The following is a 17,385-nucleotide window of genomic DNA, read 5'->3' on the forward strand; positions in this document are numbered from 1 at the left end:
CGCGTACGGGCGATGGCGACGAGGACCTCCCGGCGGCGTTGACCACCGTCGCAATGCCGTGGTAGGTCATACGTCGTGTCGCGTGTCGGGGCGCCAGGTGGACGGCGTCGGCATGGAGGCACCGTGATCAAGGAGACCGCCATGCGTCCACCTCTTCTTTCCTGCTGAGTGACGCCGGGCCGCACCGGCCCGCGCCCAGACGCCTCATCACCGCTCGCCCGGCTGTTCCGGCCGGCGCCGTCTGTTCTCCTTGATCGAAAGTTGATTCATGCCTGCTTCACCTGCCGAATCCGGCCTGCCCTCGTCCGAGCCGTACGTGCACCCGATCGACCAGCCGATCGTCGCGGAGTTCACGCGATGACCGGCGATGAGCAGGGCCCGGTCTCCCCCGACCGGGCACGGGCCCTGGGCCGGCAGCTGATCGAGATGCACCAGTGGCTCCGCGCCGAACTGGCGCGGCTCCGCGAGGAGATCGCCGCCTACGCCGGACGCGGCACCCCGCAGCCCCCGGTCCCGCTTCGGGCGCACTGCACGGCCTTCTGCGAGACCCTGACCCGCCATCACACGAGCGAGGACACCACCGGGTTCCCGGCCCTCGCCGAGCAGTTCCCCGAGCTCAACCCGGTGCTGGAAGAACTGCGGCAGGATCATGTGCTGGTCGCCGACATCCTCCGCAGGCTGCAACGGCTCCTCACGACCCTGTCACCGGACAACGCCGAACCGGCGCGACGGGAGCTCGACGGGCTGACCGCCATTCTCGAATCCCACTTCCGGTGGGAGGAGAGAAGACTCGTGGACGCCTTCGACGCACTCAGGCCGGCGAGAGCGGGTGAGGAGCTGTTCGGAGAAGTGCCGGAGGCCGTCCGAGGAGACGCTCAGCGGTGAGCGGTCAGCGTCCGGAGGTCGTCGGCGATGCCGGGCAGCGGAGAGACGTTGCCGATCAAGGCGAACCAGTCCCACAGTTCGAGAGCGTGGTAGAGGCGATAGAGGCGCACACGGTCGACCCAGTCGTCGGGCAATGGCCCGTACCCGTCCAGCAGGCCGGACAGTTTCGCCTCGTCGTCGTGGACCGAGTAGTACTGCGTCTTGGCCAGGTCCAGCAGTGGATCCGCGGCAACGGCGTTCTCCACGTCGATGAACCCGGTCAGCGCCCAGTCGTCCGCCTCGGGGGCGACCAGGACGTTTCCCTCGTAGAAGTCGTTGTGACACAGCCTCGGTCCCACGGACGCCGCGAACAACTCGGCCTGGTGCGCGACGTGTTCCTCGATCCTGTCGTGGAGCGCGGGATCGCCGCCGTGTTCGGCGAACTCCCGTAGCTTCTTGGCGAACTGGCGGTTCATGTACGCGGTGTTGTCCGGCTCGGGGTGCCGCAGGCGGGTGGTGAGGTAGCCGTAGGCGTCCTGTTCGACGCGGTGAATCGCCGACAGCACCGCGCCCATCTGGCGGTAGACGCCGCGGACCTGGTCGGTGTCGAACTCGTCGATGGCCTCCGACAACGGCCGGCCGCTGAGCCTCGTCATGACGGCGAAGGGCGAGCCGACGAGATCCGTACCGTACTCGGCGTGCAAAATCGTCGGCGCCGGCCGGACGCCCTGGTCGGCGAGGACGCCGTAGACATGCACTTCTTTGGCGAGCTTCCAGCGCCACTGCTCTGCGTAGATCTTCACGATCACCGCGTCCGGCGGCCCCGCGCACCGGATCTCGTACACCGTGCTCAGCTCGCCACCCGTACGAGCGATCACCTCGGTGACGGCGGCTCCGGGCGAGACCAGGCTCAGGATCTCGCGGGCCTGGTGCAGGGTGAGCGCTCCGTCGGACACGCGGAACACTGTAGGAGCGGTCCTGGCGCCGATCGACTGGATTTTCCTCACGCCGGCGAAGACCCATGTCGGCGTATCGCGACGGCACCCGCCCGGCGGCGCGACGTTCAGAGCGAGCGGGGCACTCCCTCGGCGACCCACTGGCGGATCCGCTCGGCCGCCTGGTCGGCGACGGAATGCCCGGGAGGGCGGGTGACGAGGTCGCTGAGCGCGAACATGTCCAGCACGCGCCCCAGGTAGCCCCAGTCCTCCTGCAGTGGCAGGCCGGCGGGGCGGTGGCCGGCGAATCCGGCGCGGAAGCCGTCGAGGAAGGCCGCCGGGTAGTCGTGCCCGAAGCGCGCCATGTTGGCGGCGTCGCCGTACGGGCAGCCGGAGTAGGCGAACTCCCAGTCCAGGACTGCCTCGACACGCCAGCCCGCGCGGGTACGGGCGACCAGGATGTTCTTGGGGTTGACGTCGGCGTGCACGAGCCGCGCGTGGTCGTCGACGGCGGCGAGTGCCGGGGCGTGGGCCTCGCACAGGGCCGCCCAGGCACGCCGCGTGGCCTCGTCCAGCCGGCTCTCGGAGGTGCCGGCCATGCACTTGCCCGCGAACGCGGGAAGCTGCTCGGACCACGGGCGCTCCGGGCCGGCGGTCAGCGACGCGTCGGTGAAGAAGCCCCGGCGTTCGAAGCGCACCGCGGCGATGCCGGCGACGACCCGCCCGACCTCCGCGCCGAGTTCGCGCGTCCGCGCGCCGTCGCCCGTGGCGAGCACCCGGGCGAGCAGCTCGCCCGGCACGTACTCCACGAGCATGACGGGCCGGGTGCGCTCCGTCGCGGGAAGGACGGCCAGGACCTCCGGGACGGGCACGTGGCGGCGTGCGGTCGCCATCACCGCCGCCTCCACGCCCGGGTCGGGGCCGCCGAGCCGGGCCACGACCCGGCCCCCGGCGTACGTGACCAGGCACGTCTCGTGAGAGAAGCCTCCCGCCAGGGTGGATGTGGCCGACACGGCGCCGCCGAGCGCCTCGGCGATCGCCTCCGTCTCCTCCGATCGCATCGGCCCAGTCAACCACTCGTGTGAGAGTGTGGAGGCGTGGAGTTGCGCGAGACGTTCGACCGGGCGGCATCGCTGTACCAGCGGGCCCGCCCGGACTATCCGGACGCGCTGTACGACGACCTGCTCGCCCTGACGGGCGTCGTGCCGCCCGCGCGCCTGCTCGAAGTGGGATGCGGGCCGGGCAAGGCGACGCTGCCGCTCGCCCGCCGGGGGTTCCGCATCACCGCCGTCGAGCTCGGCACGGCCCTCGCGGCGGAGGCCCGGCGCCGTCTCGCCGGGTTCCCGCACGTCGAGGTGGTCAGGTCGTCGTTCGAGGAGTGGGAGCCCCCGGACACACCGTACGACCTCGTGTACGCGGCCACGGCGTGGAAGTGGGTCGATCCGCGCGTCCGGTACGCGAAGGCGGCGGCGCTGCTGCGACCGGGCGGGCGGCTGGCCGTGTGGGACGCCGGGCACGCGTTCCCCGAGGGTTTCGACCCCTTCTTCGCCGAGATCCAGAAGGTGTACGACGCGCTCGGCGAGGGCGGCGACGACGTGTGGCCGCCGCCGCGGCCCGAGGACCTGCCGGACCCGCACGCCGCGGACCTCGCGGCGTCCGGACGGTTCGAGGTCGTGGGCACGCGGCGGCACGTCTGGGCCCGGCGTTACACGGCCGAGGAGTACCTCGCCTTGCTCGACACGTTCTCCGGTCACATCGCGATGGCACCGGAGCGGCGCGACCACCTCTACGCCGAGGTCCGCCGCCGCCTCGCCGCCCGCCCGGACGGGCGGCTCACCCGGCACTGGTCGACCGTGCTCACCGTCGGCCGTCGCGTGTGACCCCAGTGCGGTGACCGCCCGCCGTTCGCCGGGCCGATGACCCGCCGGGGCTGCCCGCTCCGGTCCGCGAACGCCGGCATGCTCTGAGTCGGGCCTACGCGCCGGCGAAGGCGCGCCGGTAGGCCGACGGTGAGGTGCGCATCGCCCGGGTGAAGTGGGACCGGTACGTCACCGGGCTGGTGAAGCCGACCGTACGGGCGATCTCCTCGATCGGCGCCGAGGTCCGTTCGAGGAGCGGCAGGCTCGCCTGGATCCGCTGGTGGATCAGCCAGCGGATCGGGCTGGTCCCCGTACAGCGGGCGAAGTGGCGCAGGTACGTGCGCGGGGACATGTGCGCGCGGCGTGCCAGGGTCTCCACCGTGATCTCCCGCCGGAGGTCCGTCAGGGCCCAGGCCATGGTGCCGGTGATCCGGTCGTCGTCGAGGTCGTGCGGCACGGGCGCCTCGATGAACTGGGCCTGCCCGCCCTCCCGGTGCGGCGGGACGACCAGCCGCCGCGCCACGGCGTTGGCGATGCTCGGGCCGTGGTCCAGGCGCACCAGGTGCAGGCACAGGTCCAGGCCGGCCGCACTGCCGGCGCTGGTCAGCACGTCGCCGCCGTCGATGTAGAGGACGTCGGGATCGACCCGTACGCGGGGGAAGCGGCGGCGCAGCAGGTCCGCGTACTGCCAGTGGGTGGTCGCCCGCCGGCCGTCCAGCAGGCCCGCGGCGGCCAGCGCGAACGCCCCGGAGCAGATCGAGACGACGCGGGCGCCTCGTGCGTGCGCCCGGCGCAGCGCCGCGACCAGCGCGGGTGAGGACCCGGCGCGTACGTCGCTGACGCCGGGCACGATCACCGTCTCGGCGGAGGCGAGCACGTCCAGGCCGTGCCGGGTGTCCAGGGTCGCTCCCCCGATGACGCGCAGCGGGCCGGGCCGCTCCGCGCACACCGTCAGGTCGTACCAGGGGACGTCCAGCTCGGGTCTCGGCAGGCCGAACACCTCGGTCACGATGCCGGTCTCGAACGGCGACATGCCGTCGTAGGCGAGCACCGCGACGGTGCGCCGGCGACGTGGCGGACTGAGCATGGCGGGATCTTAGCGGTGAACGGCGTCAGCGCCACTGGCGGCGGGAGGCCGGGACCGCGAGCATCGTCGGCATGTCCACTGTTCTGTCCACCGCACCCGCGGATCCCGCCGAGGCCGCCGCCCACTTCGCCGCTCGCCTGGCGTTCGAGACCGACGTCTCCGACGTGCACGCCGACCTGGAGGCCGGGGTGCCCGGCCTGGTCGTGGTCGACTCCCGCAGCACCGAGTCCTGGGAGCAGGGCCACCTGCCCGGCGCCGTGCACCTGCCCTCCGGCGAGGTCGCCGAACGGGCGTCCGCCGTCGTGCCGCGTGACGCCACGGTCGTCACCTACTGCTGGGGCCCGGGCTGCAACGGCGCGACCCGTGCCGCGCTGGCGTTCGCGCGCCTCGGCTACCGGGTCAAGGAGATGACCGGCGGTTATGAGTACTGGGTACGCGAGGGCTTCGCGGTACGGACTCCGGCCGGCCGGGTCGTCGAGCCCGCCGACCCGCTCACCGCACCCGTCTCGGCGGCGGCCTGCGGCTGCTGACACCGCCGATGATCCCCTACCGGCCGTTGACCGTGCCAGATGATCTTTTACTCGGAGGAAGGCCCGATCGCATTTCTTGCTTGACCTGGGTTTACGCCCTCATCGACCACGGGTACTCACAGTAACGAGATCGCAACACCATGTGATGAGTCCTGGGCGGGTCCGCCCGAGTCATCGTGTGCGATTCAAGGAGGGCCGATGAGGGTCGTGACGGCGAAACGACGCCGGCGGATGATTCCCCCCATCCGTTTTCCGGCGGCACCCCGCGCCATCCGCCCTTTCCTGTCCTCTCGGCGCCGGCGCCGTACGCCCCCACGGCACCGGGCCGCCACGGCCGGGTCGGCGGTCCCCGATGCCGCCGGCCCGGCGCCCCCCCCGACCGGCGACACCGATCCCCCGGCGACCCGCCGCCGACCCGGGGACCGGACGCCCGCCGGGGGTCCGGACACTCGCCGACGTGGGAGTCAGACGCCCGCTGACTCGATGGCCGGACGCCCGCCGACACGGGGGCCGGACGCCCGGCGACCGCGGGTAACCGGACACCCGCCGACTCGGGCGCCGAACGCTCACCGACCGGGGGTAACGGACGCCCGCCGAGGGCCGGACGCCCGCTGATCGCCGGCGATCGGACGCCCGCCGGCTCGGGGGCCGGGCGTTCACCGACCGGAGGCACCCGGGCGCCCGCTGACCGGGGTGGAAGAGACCGCGCCGGCCCGCGACGGACCATACGCCGCCGCGGGTCGGCGCCCTCGGTCAGGGAGGCTTTATCCTAGTACTAGGATAAAGCCGTGGATGCCGACCTGACGTCCGCCGAGCTGACCTTGCTCGGCCTGCTCGTCGAGAAGCCGCGGCACGGCTACGAGCTCGACGAGGTCATCAGCGCCCGCGGCATGCGGGAGTGGACCGAGATCGGCTTCAGCTCGATCTACTACCTTCTGACCCGGCTCCGCGACCGTGGGCTGATCACCGAGATCGACACGACGCGAGGCGCCCGGGGAAAGGCCCGACGGATCTACGGGCCGACGGCCGAGGGGCGCCGGGCGTGCGCGCGGGCGGCCGAGGCCGCGGTGGCCGAGCTTCGGCCCGTGTTCCCGCCCCTCCTGGTCGGTCTGGCCAACCAGCCGGTCATTCCGCCCGAGCGCCTGCGGGCCGCGCTCGACCGGCGGGCGGCGGCCCTGGCGGAGAGGATCGCCGCCATCGGCGCGGCCCGCGATGCCCAACCCGGCATGCCCGATTTCGTCCGCGCCATCTTCGACTTTTCGCTGAGCCGGCTGGCCGCCGAACAGCAGTGGCTGGCCGCCTACCGTGCGGCCGAACCCGGCGACCGGCCTCCCACCGAGCCCCCCTCCAGGAGTGCGGATGACCACGGCCCGCTATGACGTCAAACGAGAGCTCAAGCAGTGCTACGCGCCGAGGAACACCGACTGGGCGCTGGTCGAGGTGCCCGCGCAGCGGTTCCTCGCCATCGACGGTCACGGCGACCCCAACACCAGCGCCGACTACGCCCGCGCGGTCGAGGCGCTCTACGCCGTCGCCTACACGATCAAGTTCGCCAGCAAGAACGTCCTCGGCCGGGACTTCGTCGTCGGGCCGCTCGAAGGGCTGTGGTGGTCAGACCGCCCGGAGGTGTTCATCACCCGCGATAAGGACGCCTGGCACTGGCGCATGCTCATCAGCCAGCCCGGCTGGATCACCGACGACCTCATCGACGAGTCCAAAGACGCCGCGCTGACCAAGAAGAACCTTCCCGCGATCGCCGAGGTCCGCCGCGAGAGGCTGGAGGAGGGCACGAGCGCCCAGCTCCTGCACGTCGGCCCCTACGACGACGAAGGTCCCGCACTCGCCAGGCTCCACCATGAGTACCTCGCCGCGAACGGCCTGCGCATGTCCGGGCACCACCACGAGATCTACCTCGGTGACCACCGCCGGACCGAGCCCGCCAGGTTCAAGACCGTCCTCCGGCAACCCGTGCGCACGGCGAACTGACGCGGCGGCACCGCCGGGCTCCGTGCGGCGCGAAGGCGTCAGGCGGCGCCGACGTTCGTGGCCGGCTCCGGGCGGGTGCGCAGTTCGTTCACGACCCGGCGTTCGACGTAGAAGGCCAGAAACGGGATCACGCCCGCGAGCACGATCAGCACGACCCTCCCCAGCGGCCAGCGCGCCCGGCGGTAGAGGTCGAAGGTGGCCAGCAGGTACAGCGGGTAGCAGATCACGCCGTGGGGCACACCGACCGCGTTGGACAGGACACCGTTGTGCGCGAAGATCTTCAGCGGGACCGCCACGAAGCACAGCACGATCAGCAGCGTGCCGGTCACGTACGCCATGATGCGGTAACGGGTCACCGCTCCTTGCACGGGATGTCCTTCCGTGAGGCCCGCGCCGTCAGTGGCGCGCGCTCTCGTCGTTCAGCCGGGCGAGACGGCGGTTGTAGGCCGCCAGCTCCTCGTCGTCCTCGTCGTCGATCTCCACTCGCGGCGCGGCGCGCTCGGGCACCACGGTGCCCGGGCCGTCGGTCTTGCCGCGCAACTCGTCGCGCACCATCCGGACCCACATCGCGATCACGAAGATCGCGAACATCGGCCACTCGATGACGTAGGCCCAGCTCTGCAGGTTGCCGTCCTGGGCACGCGTCAGCTGCCACCAGCCGGCCAGCATGAAGATCCCGATCAGCACAATGGCGATCAGGTGGAGCCCCAGCCAGCCGGGAGTGAAGAACCGTCGCACATACGTGAGCGTACCCGCGTCGTCGCGGAACCGTGCCGGACCCCCGCCGCAAGCGACAAGACCGTGGCCGCGGGTCCCGCCCGGGGGGCGGGGCGCGGTGGAAGTGCGGGCCGGAGACGGATCTGACGGGGACTACCGAGACAAGGCCTAACCGACGAGTGACTGGGTGCCCAGGACGGTGAGCAGTTCAAGGCGCTCGGCATCCTCGGTGCCGGGTTCCGCGGTGTAGACCATGATTCGCAGATCGCTGCCCGCCACGCTGAGCACGTCACAGTCGAGTGTCACCGCGCCGACACGAGGGTGGTCGATCGTCTTGCGGGCCGCCTCGTGGTGACCGGTGACACCGGTCTCCCACAGCTCCGTGAACCTGTCGCTGTGCGCACGCAGATCCGCGACCAGCCGCTTGAGCCGCTGGTCGGCCGGGTAGCGCGCGGTGACCGCACGAAGGTCGGCGACCAGCGCGGCCTGCAGGGCGTGCCGTGACTCCGGGGTGAGCCGCGCCCGGTCGTTCAGGCCGAGGAAGTTGCGCCACACCCCGTTGCGCTCGTGGCCGTTCCAGCCCGCCGGATCACCCATGAGGGCGGCGTAGGGCGGGTTGGCCACGAGCAGTGTCCAAGCCGCGTCGAACACCGCGACAGGAGTGCCGGTCAGCCGGTCCAGCAGGCGCTGCACGCTGGGGGTGAGATGGGAGGGCACGCACTCTGGGCGGGGCGGCTGGAGTCCGCCCAGCCGGAACAGGTGTGCGCGCTCGGCGGCCGACAGGCGCAGGGCCCTGGCCAGCGCTTCGATGACCTGCGCCGACGGGTTGGTCGCGCGGCCCTGTTCGAGGCGGGTGACGTAGTCGGCCGAAATGCCCGCCAGCTGGGCGAGCTCCTCGCGGCGCAGCCCCGGGACGCGTCGTTGGCCGCCGGCGGACAGTCCCGCGGCCTCCGGCGAGACCCGGTCGCGCCACCGGTGCACGGCCTGCCCGAATTCCGTCGTCCCCATGACTTCCAGTATGTCCGCACGGTTTCCGCACCGCCTGGTACCGGCATTCCTAGGAAGACCAGGCGTCTGGCTGGTCGCCCCGAGCCGTCACAGCCTTGAGGCATGAACATCGGTCGCGAACGGCCGCCCGTCGGTTTCATCGGCCTGGGCGACCAGGGCCTGCCCATGGCGACGGCCATCGCCGAGGCGGGATTCCCCCTGCACGCCTGGGCGAGGCGGCCCACCTCTCTGGACGGCCTGCGCGGCGTGTCACACGTCCGCCACGACGGCATCCGGGATCTGGCCGCGTCGTGCGACATCGTCGGGTTGTGCGTCAGCACCGACGAAGACGTTCTGCAGTTGGTCACGGGCGGGCTGTTGGACGCCCTGCGTCCCGGTGCGGTCGTGGTGAACCACGGCACCGGCCTTCCCGCCAACGCGGTGCGGCTGACCGAGATCTGCGCGCCGGCCGGGGTCGAGGTCCTGGACGCACCGGTCAGCGGAGGACGGCCGGCCGCAGAGGAACGGCGGCTGACCACCATGGTCGGGGGACCGCGGACGGCCGCGGAGCGCTGCGAGCCCGTGTTCTCGTCGTTCTCCCGCCACGTCGTCCATCTCGGCGGCGCGGGTGCCGGGCAGACCGCGAAGCTGTTCAACAACGCACTGCTGATGATGAACCAGGCCAACATCGCCGAGATCGTCGATCTGGCCATCGAACGGGGCATGGACCCGGCGCGGCTGGTCGGCGTGCTGAAGCTGGGCAGCGCCTCCAGCGCCGCCCTGACCCTGCTGAACACGATGGTCACCCTCGACAACGTCGCGCACCTGTCCAGTGTCGAGGCGCTGGACATGGAACTGTTCGACACCGCGATGCGCGAGGCCGATGTCGACCCCCGCGCGGTGACCGAACGCGGCATGGCGGGCGCACACGGGCTGTCCCGGCTGCTGCACTCGCTGAACCCAGGAGACCCGGCCGCGACGGCCGGCAACGGAAAGGAACAACAATGAGCAGGCTCGCACTCGTCACCGGTGCCACCTCCGGCATCGGCAGGGCTTTCGCCGGACGCCTGGCCGCGGACGGCTACGACCTGGTGCTGGTGGGCCGGCGGAAGGAGCGACTGGACGAGTTCGCCGGCGCGCACCCGGAGGTCAGGGTACGAACCGTCTCCGCCGATCTGTCCACGAGCGACGGAATCGACGAGGTGGCCCGGATCTGCGCGACCGAGCCGCTGACCATGCTGGTGAACAACGCCGGCGTCGCCCACTACATGCCGCTCGCCGAGCTCCCCGCCGACAAGGCCGGCGAACTCGTCGGCGTCAAGGTCCTCGCGCCCACGATGCTCACCCGCGCCGCCGTCGCGGGTATGCGGGAGCGCGGGGAGGGCACGATCATCAACGTCGCCGGCATGATCGCCTTCAGCGGCCCCGCGCCGCACTCGCAGATGCCCCGTCGTGCCGTCTACGGCGGAAGCCTGGCCTACCTCGTCGCGCTGTCCCAGCTCCTGAGCGCGGAACTCGAGGGCACGGGAGTCCGGGTCCAGGTCGTGTGCCCTGGTGTGGTGGCCACCGAGTTCCACGAGCGCCAGGGCATCGACATGAGCGTGGTGCCCCGCATGGCGGCCGACGATGTCGTGACCGCCAGCCTGCGCGGCCTGGAGCTGGGCGAGACCGTCTGCGCCCCGGGTGTCGAGGATGCCGGCCTGCTGGACGCGGTCTTCCAGGCCGACCTCGCCGCCTTCGGCGCACAGAGCCCGGAACTCGCCACGCGCTACCGCGCCGTCTGAACCGAACCGACGTGGCCGCCGCCGGGCCACCGTTCTCCGTCCGGCTGTCAGCGGGTGCCGAGCGCCTCGGCGAGGAAGCCGATCGTCGCGACGGAGGAAGTACCCCTCCGCGGCCGGCGGAAGGTCCCCGCAGGCGAGACGCCCTAACGGGAGCCTGGCCGCTCCGGCGGCGGGCCGGAGTAGACGGCGCGCGGACGCAGTGGCGCGTCATGGGCGTACTCCTCCAGCGCGTGGGCCAGCCAGCCGGCCGTTCGGGCGACGGCGAACACCGCCTCGCCCGCGCCCTGGATCATCCCGGTGACGTACGCGAGGGCGGCGAGCGCGACGTCGAGTGCCGGATCGGGCAGCCGCCGGGCGCGTGCCTCGGCGAGGACCGCCTCGACCACCCGCAGGCGGTCGCGGTCCGGGGCGGTGGCCCGGACGATGTCGAGCAGGCACGTCGCGCGGGCGTCGCCGCCCGCGTACAGCCGGCCGCCGAAGCCCGGGACACGGTCGCCGCGCCGGAGGCGTTCGCCGATGACACGGCCCGCGCGGTCGGGCCTGCCAATCTCGGCGAACAGCGCCTCCGCGCCGAGCGACGCGCCGCCGTGGAGCGTCCCGCCGAGCACGCCGAGGCCCGCGCCGACGGCGGCGTACGGGTCGGCGCGCACCGACGCGGCGACCCGCACGGCCACGGTCGATGCGGCCAGTTCGTGATCGGCCAGCAGCACGAGCGCCGACCGCAGGGCGCCGACCGCCTCCGGGCGCGGCTCCACGGCGGTGAGGCGGGCCCACAGGCGTTCGGGGATCGCGGTCGCGGCCGGGTCGTTCTCGCCCGGGAGCGCGTCGACCATGCCCGCGATGAGGTTGCGGCCGGCGGCGGTCACGGCCGCCGGGTCGAGGTTGAGACGCAGCGGGTCGGCGGTCGCGAGTGCCACGGTGATCACCTGGAGGCGCTCGAGCGGCAGCGTGCCGGCCGCCAGCCCCGACTGGGCCGCGCGGGCGGCGGTCACCGCGTCCGGGTGCGCCCGCCACGGCGTCGTCGCGGCCGGCTCCTCGCCGGTCCACAGCCAGTGCGCGACGTCCTCGAACCGGTGCGTCGCGGCCAGGCGGAGGGCGTCGCGTCCGCGGTAGTAGGGCCGGTCGTCGCCCAGGACGGTCAGCCGCGACTCGATGACCAGCTCATGTCCGCCGCGCCGGGGACGGCCCCGCCGGGCGAGCTCCTCGACCTCGGCCGGGTCGAACAGGCTCCGCCGGCCGTCCGGCGTGCGGGCGCGGCGCAGGATCCCGCGGCTCACGTAGGCGTACAGCGTGGCGGGCTTGACGCCGAGCCGGTCCGCCGCGCTCGCCGCGTCGATCCACCCGCCCGTCTCCGCCACCCGGCCTCCGTTGATTTCCGTCAATGTTGACGCGCATTCTCCGCTCCCTGCGAAGGGCGTCGCAACTCCGCGCTCCGGCCGGACGGTGATGTCGGAAATCCGCGAGCCGCGGACGCGCCCGTGTTGGTAGGAAAGAGGGATGGACGTCGCGATCGAAGCCCTCGACACCCCGCTGGGCACGCTGGCGTACGCCTGCACCCCGATCGGGCTGTCCGGCCTGTCCTTCCGCGACACGCCGCGCGAGCGGGCGCGGCTGCGCGGCGGCCTGCCGCTCGTGACGGCCCCCGAGCGCACCGAGACCGTACGCCGCCGGCTGGCCGCCTACTTCGCCGGCCGGGAGGCCGACTTCGACCTGCCCATCGACTGGCGCCACACGTCGGGCGCGCAGCGCGAGGTGCTGGAGAAGCTCTACGCCGGTGTGCCGTACGGCCGCACCGTGACCTACGGAGAGCTGGCCGGCCTCAGCGGCACCGGCGTCCCGGCACGGGCCATCGGCACGATCATGGGCTCCAACCCGATCCCGATCGTGGTCCCCTGCCACCGCGTGGTCGCCTCGGACGGCCTCGGCGGCTACAGCGGGGGCACCGGCGTCGAGGTGAAGCGCTGGCTGCTCACCCTGGAGGGCGCCATTCCCGCGACTCTCGACTGGGACCCCGCGACCGGGCCGTGACGGGGCGTCACGCCCGCAGCGCGTCGTAGGACACGCCGGTGCGCTCCTCGGAGAGGTGCCACAGGCGGCGGCCCAGCTCCGGATCGGCGGCGCGTGGCAGGGTCGGGACACGACGCGGGGCGCCGCGGCTCTGTCCCGGACCACGCGGGCCGTAGCACCGGCCGCCCTCGACGCCCGGGGCGGTCGCCGCGTACAGCGAGGGCCACGCCCCAGCGACGTCGGACTGGCCGAACAGGGCGTTCAGCAGGCCGTACAGCGCGGCCTTTCTCCGATGGCCGCCCATGAGCGGGCCGGCCTGCTGGAGGTTGGTCGAGGCGTATCCGGGGTGCGCGGCGACGCTGACGAAGGGCGCCCGGCGGTCGAGCTCCTTGGCGAAGACGAGGTTGGCCAGCTTCGACCGGCAGTACGCGGGCCACTTGTGGTAGCCGCGCTCGCCGTCGTCGTCGAAGTCGGCGCGGCCCACCCAGTGCATCATGCTCGTGACGGTGACGACGCGGGCGCCGGGGCGCTCGAGCAGGGCGGGCAGGAGCAGCCCGGTGAGCGCGAAGTGGCCCAGGTGGTTGGTGCCGAACTGCATCTCGAAGCCGTCGGCCGTCGTGCGGTACGGCAGCGCCATCACGCCGGCGTTGTTGACGAGGACGTCGAGCGGCTCGGGATGCGCCTCGGCGAAGGCGCGTACGGACGCCAGGTCGGCCAGGTCGAGCGAGCCGAGGACGATGTCGGCGTCCGGCACTGCTCCGCGGATGGTGGCGACGGCCCGCTCTCCGCGCTCCGCGCTGCGGCAGGCGAGAACGACGGTGGCGCCGTGGCGGGCGAGTTCGAGGGAGGTCCACAGCCCGAGCCCGCTGTTGGCCCCCGTGACGATCACCCGCTTTCCGGCGAGATCGGGTATGTCGTCCGTCGTCCACTTGGGCATCGCTCGCCACCTTTCCCTGGTGGTCATGGTAGAGATTCGACCGAACGGACACCGCGTGGTCGGCGAGTTCCCCGGGTTCCGGCCGGGCCTGCCGAATAATGAGATCATGGTGTCGCAGGTCATCGTCCCGCACCGGCCCGGTCCGCTCGTCGACGTCCCGCAGGACGGCGGTTCGGTCGCCGACGAGCCGCCCTCCCGTCTCATCGGGGCGCCGGAGGCCGTGCTGGCGGCCGGCGGCGGCATCCTGCTCGGCGCGGTGCTCCTCACGGGCCTGCCCGGCTGGCTGACCGTGATCGCCGTCGCCTGCCTCGCCCTCGGGCTGGCGCTGCCCGCCCACGCCGCGCTGCTGACGGCGATGCGCCGCCGCGCCGACCGCCGGCGCCGCGAGGCGCTCGGCCACGGCACCCTGCTCGACGTCTCGGACTCCTCGGTGCGCCGCCTCGTCGCGGCGTACGGGCGGCTGGAGCGTACGGCCGGCGCCGGCATGGGACGGGACGCCGCGCATCTGGCGCTCGCCGAGGTCGCGGGCATGCTGGAGGGCCGGTCGCCCCGCGACGCGGAGCGCGAGTACGTGATCGCCCGCGCGGAGGCGGTGTCGGCGCTGGCCGACCGCCTCGCCGAGGGCCCGGTGATGCCGGTCGAGCTGGCCGGCGCCGACTCGCTGGCCCGCATCAAGGCGTTGCTCGCGGAGAACTGACGCGGTGCCGGGGAACCTCCGCCACGTCGGCGAGGCCCGCGTTTTCGTGTGAGGGTGCCCCTCATCCGGGCCTGGCGTGGTGAGGGGCACCCTCACCACGCCAGGTCCGCCGACGCCGCCCCGGGCCGCGCCCGGGGCGGCGCGGCATCGGATCGCCATCAGGCCGGCTGAGCCGGGGCATCGCGGCAAATCGGCGCGCCACGTCGGTTTGATCGATAACGTGCCGGGATGAGTGAGGCGTTTCCGCGGCATGTGCTGTGTGTGCTCGGTTCCGGGCTGGACCTTTCGGAGATGGAACGGATCGCCGCCGGCTTCGGCGGTTTCGTTCTCGACCGCGAGTACTCCGAGGCCGCACCCGACCCTCGGATGCCGGAGGCGTTCGAGGCCTGCATGGCGGCGGCCTCGTTCGACGAGGCGGACCGGGCCGCGGTCGAATCCCACGACACCGTCGGCTACCTGCTGTCCGCGCCGATGATGCGTGAGCCGGCGGCCGACACCTCGCGGCGGCTGCTGGCGGCGACGGCCGCTCTGCTGCGGTCCGGTGCCACGGCGGTGAAGAACGAGAGCAGTGGGCTCACGCACGGCCGAAACCGCTGGGCGTCGCTGGCCGACCGGGCGGCCGACGCCGAGGGCGAGGAACTCGCCATCGCGCTCGTCGACGCCTGGGTGAAGCGGCCGATCTACGACGGTGACGTGCTCTACAGCTGCGGCATGCATCTGCTCGGCGCCCCCGAGGTGGAGATCGAGGCCGCCGAGGATCAGCTGACCGAGGACGAGCTGCCCCGGCTGCTCATGCACCTCGACACGCTGGCGATCTACCTGCTGACCGACCCGCGCGCGGACGAGATCGAGGACGGCGCCGGCTTCCGGATGACCGAGGACTCCCCCCGCTGGTCGCTGCGCACCGGTACCTGCGACCGCTACGACGAGGACGACCTGTTCTTCAACCCCTACGGATACGTCCGTCTCACTCGGTCCGAGTGACCACCGGGGGAAACACGCCGGGCGCGGAACGGCCGCGCGGACGTTCCGCGAGTGGGCCGCCGACCACGCTTGCGTTCCGCCGGCGTCGAAGGCGTGAAGTGATCGACGGTCACGAGGGCCACAGGCCGGTGAGGGCGACGGCCTCCTCCGGAGAGGCGGCCTCCACCGGGCCCCGCACCGGTTCGCCGTCGGTGTCGTACAGGCGCCAGCCGCCGAGCTGCACGACCGGCACCGTGCCCCGGCGCAGGGCGTGGGCCACCTCGGACAGGGTGCCCCAGGAGCCGCCGACCGCGATGACCGCGTCGGCGGAGCCCACGATCAGCGCGTTGCGCGCCTGGCCCATGCCGGTCGCGACGGCCGCGCTGAGGTCCGGGTGGGCCTCGGCGCGGTCGGCGCCGGAGAGCACGCCCACGACCAGCCCGCCGGCCGAACGGGCGCCCTCGGTCACCGCGCCCATCACGCCTCCGTACCCACCGCAGAGCACGACGGCGCCGCGGGCGGCCAGCAGCCGGCCGACCTCATGCGCCGCACGCCGTTCCGCCTCGGTGCAGTCGGCCGGGCCGCAGACCGCGACCTGGATCAGGGCAGCGCCTTCTCGATGGCCTGGACGACCTCGTCGGTGTCGGGCTCGGCCTGCGGCGCGAAGCGTGCCACGACCGTGCCGTCGGGAGCGATGAGGAACTTCTCGAAGTTCCACCGGATGTCGCCGGTGTGCCCCGAGGCGTCCGGGGTGGTGACGAGCCCGGCGTACAGCGGATGCCGGCCGGGCCCGTTGACCTCGACCTTCTCCGTCATCGGGAAGGTGACGCCGTAGGTCGCCGAGCAGAACTCCGCGATCTCGTCGGCGGTGCCCGGCTCCTGCTGCATGAACTGGTTGCACGGCACGCCGAGCACGGTGAAGCCGCGTTCGCCGTAGGTGTCCTGGAGCCGCTGCAGCCCCTCGTACTGGGGCGTGAGGCCGCACCGGGAGGCGACGTTCACCACGAGCACCGCCGTGCCGCGGTACTGCCCGAGATCCGCCGGTCCGCCCTGCAGGCGTTCGATGTCCACGTCATAGATCGACACGAGGTCGATCCTAACCTTGTGTCATGGGCGACATCCTGGTCGGCACGGCCTCCTGGACCGACAAGACGCTGCTCGCGACGGACTGGTATCCGCCCGAGGTCAAGACGGCCGAGCAGCGCCTGGGCTACTACGCGTCGCGGTTCCCGCTCGTCGAGGTGGACTCCACCTACTACTCGCCACCCGCCGAACGCACGGTCGGCTACTGGCGGGACCGTACGCCGGAGGGGTTCACGTTCAACGTGAAGGCGTTCTCGCTGCTCACCCAGCACCCCACCCGACCGGGCGCGCTGTACAAGGACCTGCGGGAGAAGGTGCCGGACAAGAAGAACCTCTACCCGCGCGACCTGCCGGACGAGGTGACCGACGAGGTCTGGCAGCGGTTCCTGGACGCGCTGTGGCCGCTGCACGAGGCCCGCAAGCTGACCGCGCTGCTGTTCCAGTTCCCCCAGTGGTTCGTCATCGGCAGGCGGAACAAGGAGTACATCCTGGAGGCGAAGCGTCGCTGCGACCCGATGCGGATCTGCGTGGAGTTCCGCAACAGGACCTGGATGAGCGAGGAGAACCGCGAGGAGACGCTGGACTTCCTGACCAGGTACGCCGTCCCGTACGTCAGCGTGGACATGCCGCAGGGTCACACGAGCTCGATCCCGCCGGTCTTCGCCGCGACGTCGGACCTGGCCGTGGTCCGGCTGCACGGTCACTCCGACAAGTGGACGAGCAAGAACATCTACGACCGGTTCGGCTACCTCTATCGGCCCGGCGAACTCAGGGAACTCGCGCCGAAGATCCGCGGCCTGGCGGAGAACGCCGAGACGACGCACGTGCTGTTCAACAACTGCTATCAGGACTATGCGCAGCGGAACGCGACGGACCTGATGAGTTTGCTGGACGGCGACGGGGGTTCCGCCTGAGGAGGGGATCCGCGCACGGCCGGAGCCTCACGGCG

At 72.4% G+C, this 17,385-nt stretch carries 21 protein-coding genes; 11 read left to right on the forward strand and 10 right to left on the reverse strand.

All coding sequences use genetic code 11. The features are described 5' to 3' along the window. The first annotated feature begins 357 nt into the window (after window positions 1–357). Window positions 358–885, forward strand: a complete 528-nt coding sequence (locus tag ABEA10_RS17710) for a hemerythrin domain-containing protein (RefSeq protein WP_345464927.1) — start codon at window positions 358–360, stop codon at window positions 883–885. Here the strand turns inward: ABEA10_RS17710 and ABEA10_RS17715 are convergent. Both ABEA10_RS17715 and ABEA10_RS17720 read right to left on the reverse strand, forming a co-directional pair. Continuing rightward, window positions 876–1,820 carry a phosphotransferase family protein gene (locus ABEA10_RS17715; protein WP_345464929.1) on the reverse strand — a complete coding sequence of 315 codons (945 nt, stop codon included), beginning with the start codon at window positions 1,818–1,820 and terminating at the stop codon, window positions 876–878. The two genes, ABEA10_RS17710 and ABEA10_RS17715, sit on opposite strands and share 10 nt — an antisense overlap. Window positions 1,821–1,927: 107 nt before the next feature. After that, window positions 1,928–2,860, reverse strand: a complete 933-nt coding sequence (locus tag ABEA10_RS17720) for a phosphotransferase family protein (RefSeq protein WP_345464931.1) — start codon at window positions 2,858–2,860, stop codon at window positions 1,928–1,930. Between the two features lie 36 nt (window positions 2,861–2,896). Between ABEA10_RS17720 and ABEA10_RS17725 the strand changes: the two genes are divergently transcribed. Then, window positions 2,897–3,679, forward strand: a complete 783-nt coding sequence (locus ABEA10_RS17725; RefSeq protein ID WP_345464933.1) for a class I SAM-dependent methyltransferase — start codon at window positions 2,897–2,899, stop codon at window positions 3,677–3,679. A 94-nt stretch (window positions 3,680–3,773) separates the two neighbouring features. On the opposite strand, the gene ftrA is transcribed toward ABEA10_RS17725, so the two are convergent. Next, on the reverse strand, window positions 3,774–4,745 hold the full coding sequence (ftrA, locus tag ABEA10_RS17730; RefSeq protein ID WP_345464935.1) for a transcriptional regulator FtrA: 972 nt from the start codon (window positions 4,743–4,745) through the stop codon (window positions 3,774–3,776). Window positions 4,746–4,816: 71 nt separating this feature from the next. Between ftrA and ABEA10_RS17735 the strand changes: the two genes are divergently transcribed. The 3 genes from ABEA10_RS17735 (at window position 4,817) to ABEA10_RS17745 (ending at window position 7,261) form a co-directional block, all read left to right on the forward strand. After that, a complete protein-coding gene (locus ABEA10_RS17735) occupies window positions 4,817–5,275 on the forward strand; it encodes a rhodanese-like domain-containing protein (RefSeq protein WP_345464937.1) in 459 nt (152 codons plus the stop codon). A 788-nt stretch (window positions 5,276–6,063) separates the two neighbouring features. Continuing rightward, window positions 6,064–6,654 carry a PadR family transcriptional regulator gene (locus ABEA10_RS17740; RefSeq protein ID WP_345464939.1) on the forward strand — a complete coding sequence of 197 codons (591 nt, stop codon included), beginning with the start codon at window positions 6,064–6,066 and terminating at the stop codon, window positions 6,652–6,654. Further along, a complete protein-coding gene (locus ABEA10_RS17745) occupies window positions 6,635–7,261 on the forward strand; it encodes a GyrI-like domain-containing protein (RefSeq protein WP_345464941.1) in 627 nt (208 codons plus the stop codon). The genes ABEA10_RS17740 and ABEA10_RS17745 overlap by 20 nt, the downstream gene beginning before the upstream one ends. Window positions 7,262–7,299: 38 nt before the next feature. On the opposite strand, the gene ABEA10_RS17750 is transcribed toward ABEA10_RS17745, so the two are convergent. The 3 genes from ABEA10_RS17750 to ABEA10_RS17760 form a co-directional block, all read right to left on the reverse strand. Beyond that, a complete protein-coding gene (locus ABEA10_RS17750; protein WP_329239379.1) occupies window positions 7,300–7,617 on the reverse strand; it encodes a DUF3817 domain-containing protein in 318 nt (105 codons plus the stop codon). A gap of 40 nt (window positions 7,618–7,657) precedes the next feature. Beyond that, window positions 7,658–7,999, reverse strand: coding sequence for a hypothetical protein (locus tag ABEA10_RS17755; RefSeq protein ID WP_345464945.1), 342 nt, complete (start codon window positions 7,997–7,999; stop codon window positions 7,658–7,660). A 147-nt stretch (window positions 8,000–8,146) separates the two neighbouring features. Continuing rightward, complete coding sequence (locus tag ABEA10_RS17760; protein WP_345464947.1) at window positions 8,147–8,986, reverse strand: helix-turn-helix domain-containing protein; 840 nt, start codon at window positions 8,984–8,986, stop codon at window positions 8,147–8,149. A gap of 102 nt (window positions 8,987–9,088) precedes the next feature. Here ABEA10_RS17760 and ABEA10_RS17765 point away from each other — a divergent pair, with 102 nt between their 5' ends. Beyond that, window positions 9,089–9,973: an NAD(P)-dependent oxidoreductase gene (locus ABEA10_RS17765; RefSeq protein WP_345464949.1), complete on the forward strand. Its 885-nt coding sequence runs from the start codon at window positions 9,089–9,091 to the stop codon at window positions 9,971–9,973. Then, window positions 9,970–10,749 carry an SDR family NAD(P)-dependent oxidoreductase gene (locus ABEA10_RS17770; protein WP_345464951.1) on the forward strand — a complete coding sequence of 260 codons (780 nt, stop codon included), beginning with the start codon at window positions 9,970–9,972 and terminating at the stop codon, window positions 10,747–10,749. The genes ABEA10_RS17765 and ABEA10_RS17770 overlap by 4 nt, the downstream gene beginning before the upstream one ends. Before the next feature lie 143 nt (window positions 10,750–10,892). Here the strand turns inward: ABEA10_RS17770 and ABEA10_RS17775 are convergent, their stop codons facing one another. Continuing rightward, on the reverse strand, window positions 10,893–12,107 hold the full coding sequence (locus ABEA10_RS17775) for a citrate/2-methylcitrate synthase (RefSeq protein ID WP_345464953.1): 1,215 nt from the start codon (window positions 12,105–12,107) through the stop codon (window positions 10,893–10,895). Window positions 12,108–12,246: 139 nt separating this feature from the next. Between ABEA10_RS17775 and ABEA10_RS17780 the strand changes: the two genes are divergently transcribed. Continuing rightward, on the forward strand, window positions 12,247–12,777 hold the full coding sequence (locus ABEA10_RS17780; protein ID WP_329239390.1) for a methylated-DNA--[protein]-cysteine S-methyltransferase: 531 nt from the start codon (window positions 12,247–12,249) through the stop codon (window positions 12,775–12,777). A gap of 7 nt (window positions 12,778–12,784) precedes the next feature. On the opposite strand, the gene ABEA10_RS17785 is transcribed toward ABEA10_RS17780, so the two are convergent. Further along, window positions 12,785–13,693, reverse strand: a complete 909-nt coding sequence (locus tag ABEA10_RS17785) for an oxidoreductase (protein WP_345464956.1) — start codon at window positions 13,691–13,693, stop codon at window positions 12,785–12,787. A 25-nt stretch (window positions 13,694–13,718) separates the two neighbouring features. Between ABEA10_RS17785 and ABEA10_RS17790 the strand changes: the two genes are divergently transcribed. Together ABEA10_RS17790 and ABEA10_RS17795 are read left to right on the forward strand one after the other, a co-directional pair. Continuing rightward, window positions 13,719–14,390 (forward strand): hypothetical protein, encoded by a 672-nt coding sequence (locus tag ABEA10_RS17790; RefSeq protein ID WP_345464958.1) that lies wholly within the window; start codon window positions 13,719–13,721, stop codon window positions 14,388–14,390. Between the two features lie 228 nt (window positions 14,391–14,618). Then, on the forward strand, window positions 14,619–15,374 hold the full coding sequence (locus tag ABEA10_RS17795; RefSeq protein WP_345464960.1) for a hypothetical protein: 756 nt from the start codon (window positions 14,619–14,621) through the stop codon (window positions 15,372–15,374). A gap of 109 nt (window positions 15,375–15,483) precedes the next feature. Here the strand turns inward: ABEA10_RS17795 and ABEA10_RS17800 are convergent, their stop codons facing one another. Both ABEA10_RS17800 and ABEA10_RS17805 read right to left on the reverse strand, forming a co-directional pair. Further along, a complete protein-coding gene (locus ABEA10_RS17800) occupies window positions 15,484–16,071 on the reverse strand; it encodes a TIGR00725 family protein (protein ID WP_345464962.1) in 588 nt (195 codons plus the stop codon). Beyond that, window positions 15,954–16,439, reverse strand: coding sequence for a glutathione peroxidase (locus ABEA10_RS17805; RefSeq protein WP_329239404.1), 486 nt, complete (start codon window positions 16,437–16,439; stop codon window positions 15,954–15,956). The genes ABEA10_RS17800 and ABEA10_RS17805 overlap by 118 nt, the downstream gene beginning before the upstream one ends. A 23-nt stretch (window positions 16,440–16,462) precedes the next feature. Between ABEA10_RS17805 and ABEA10_RS17810 the strand changes: the two genes are divergently transcribed. Further along, window positions 16,463–17,350: a DUF72 domain-containing protein gene (locus ABEA10_RS17810; RefSeq protein ID WP_345464967.1), complete on the forward strand. Its 888-nt coding sequence runs from the start codon at window positions 16,463–16,465 to the stop codon at window positions 17,348–17,350. The last annotated feature ends 35 nt before the right edge of the window (window positions 17,351–17,385 follow it).

This window comes from Actinoallomurus oryzae (assembly GCF_039541955.1).
Lineage (GTDB): Bacteria > Actinomycetota > Actinomycetes > Streptosporangiales > Streptosporangiaceae > Actinoallomurus > Actinoallomurus oryzae.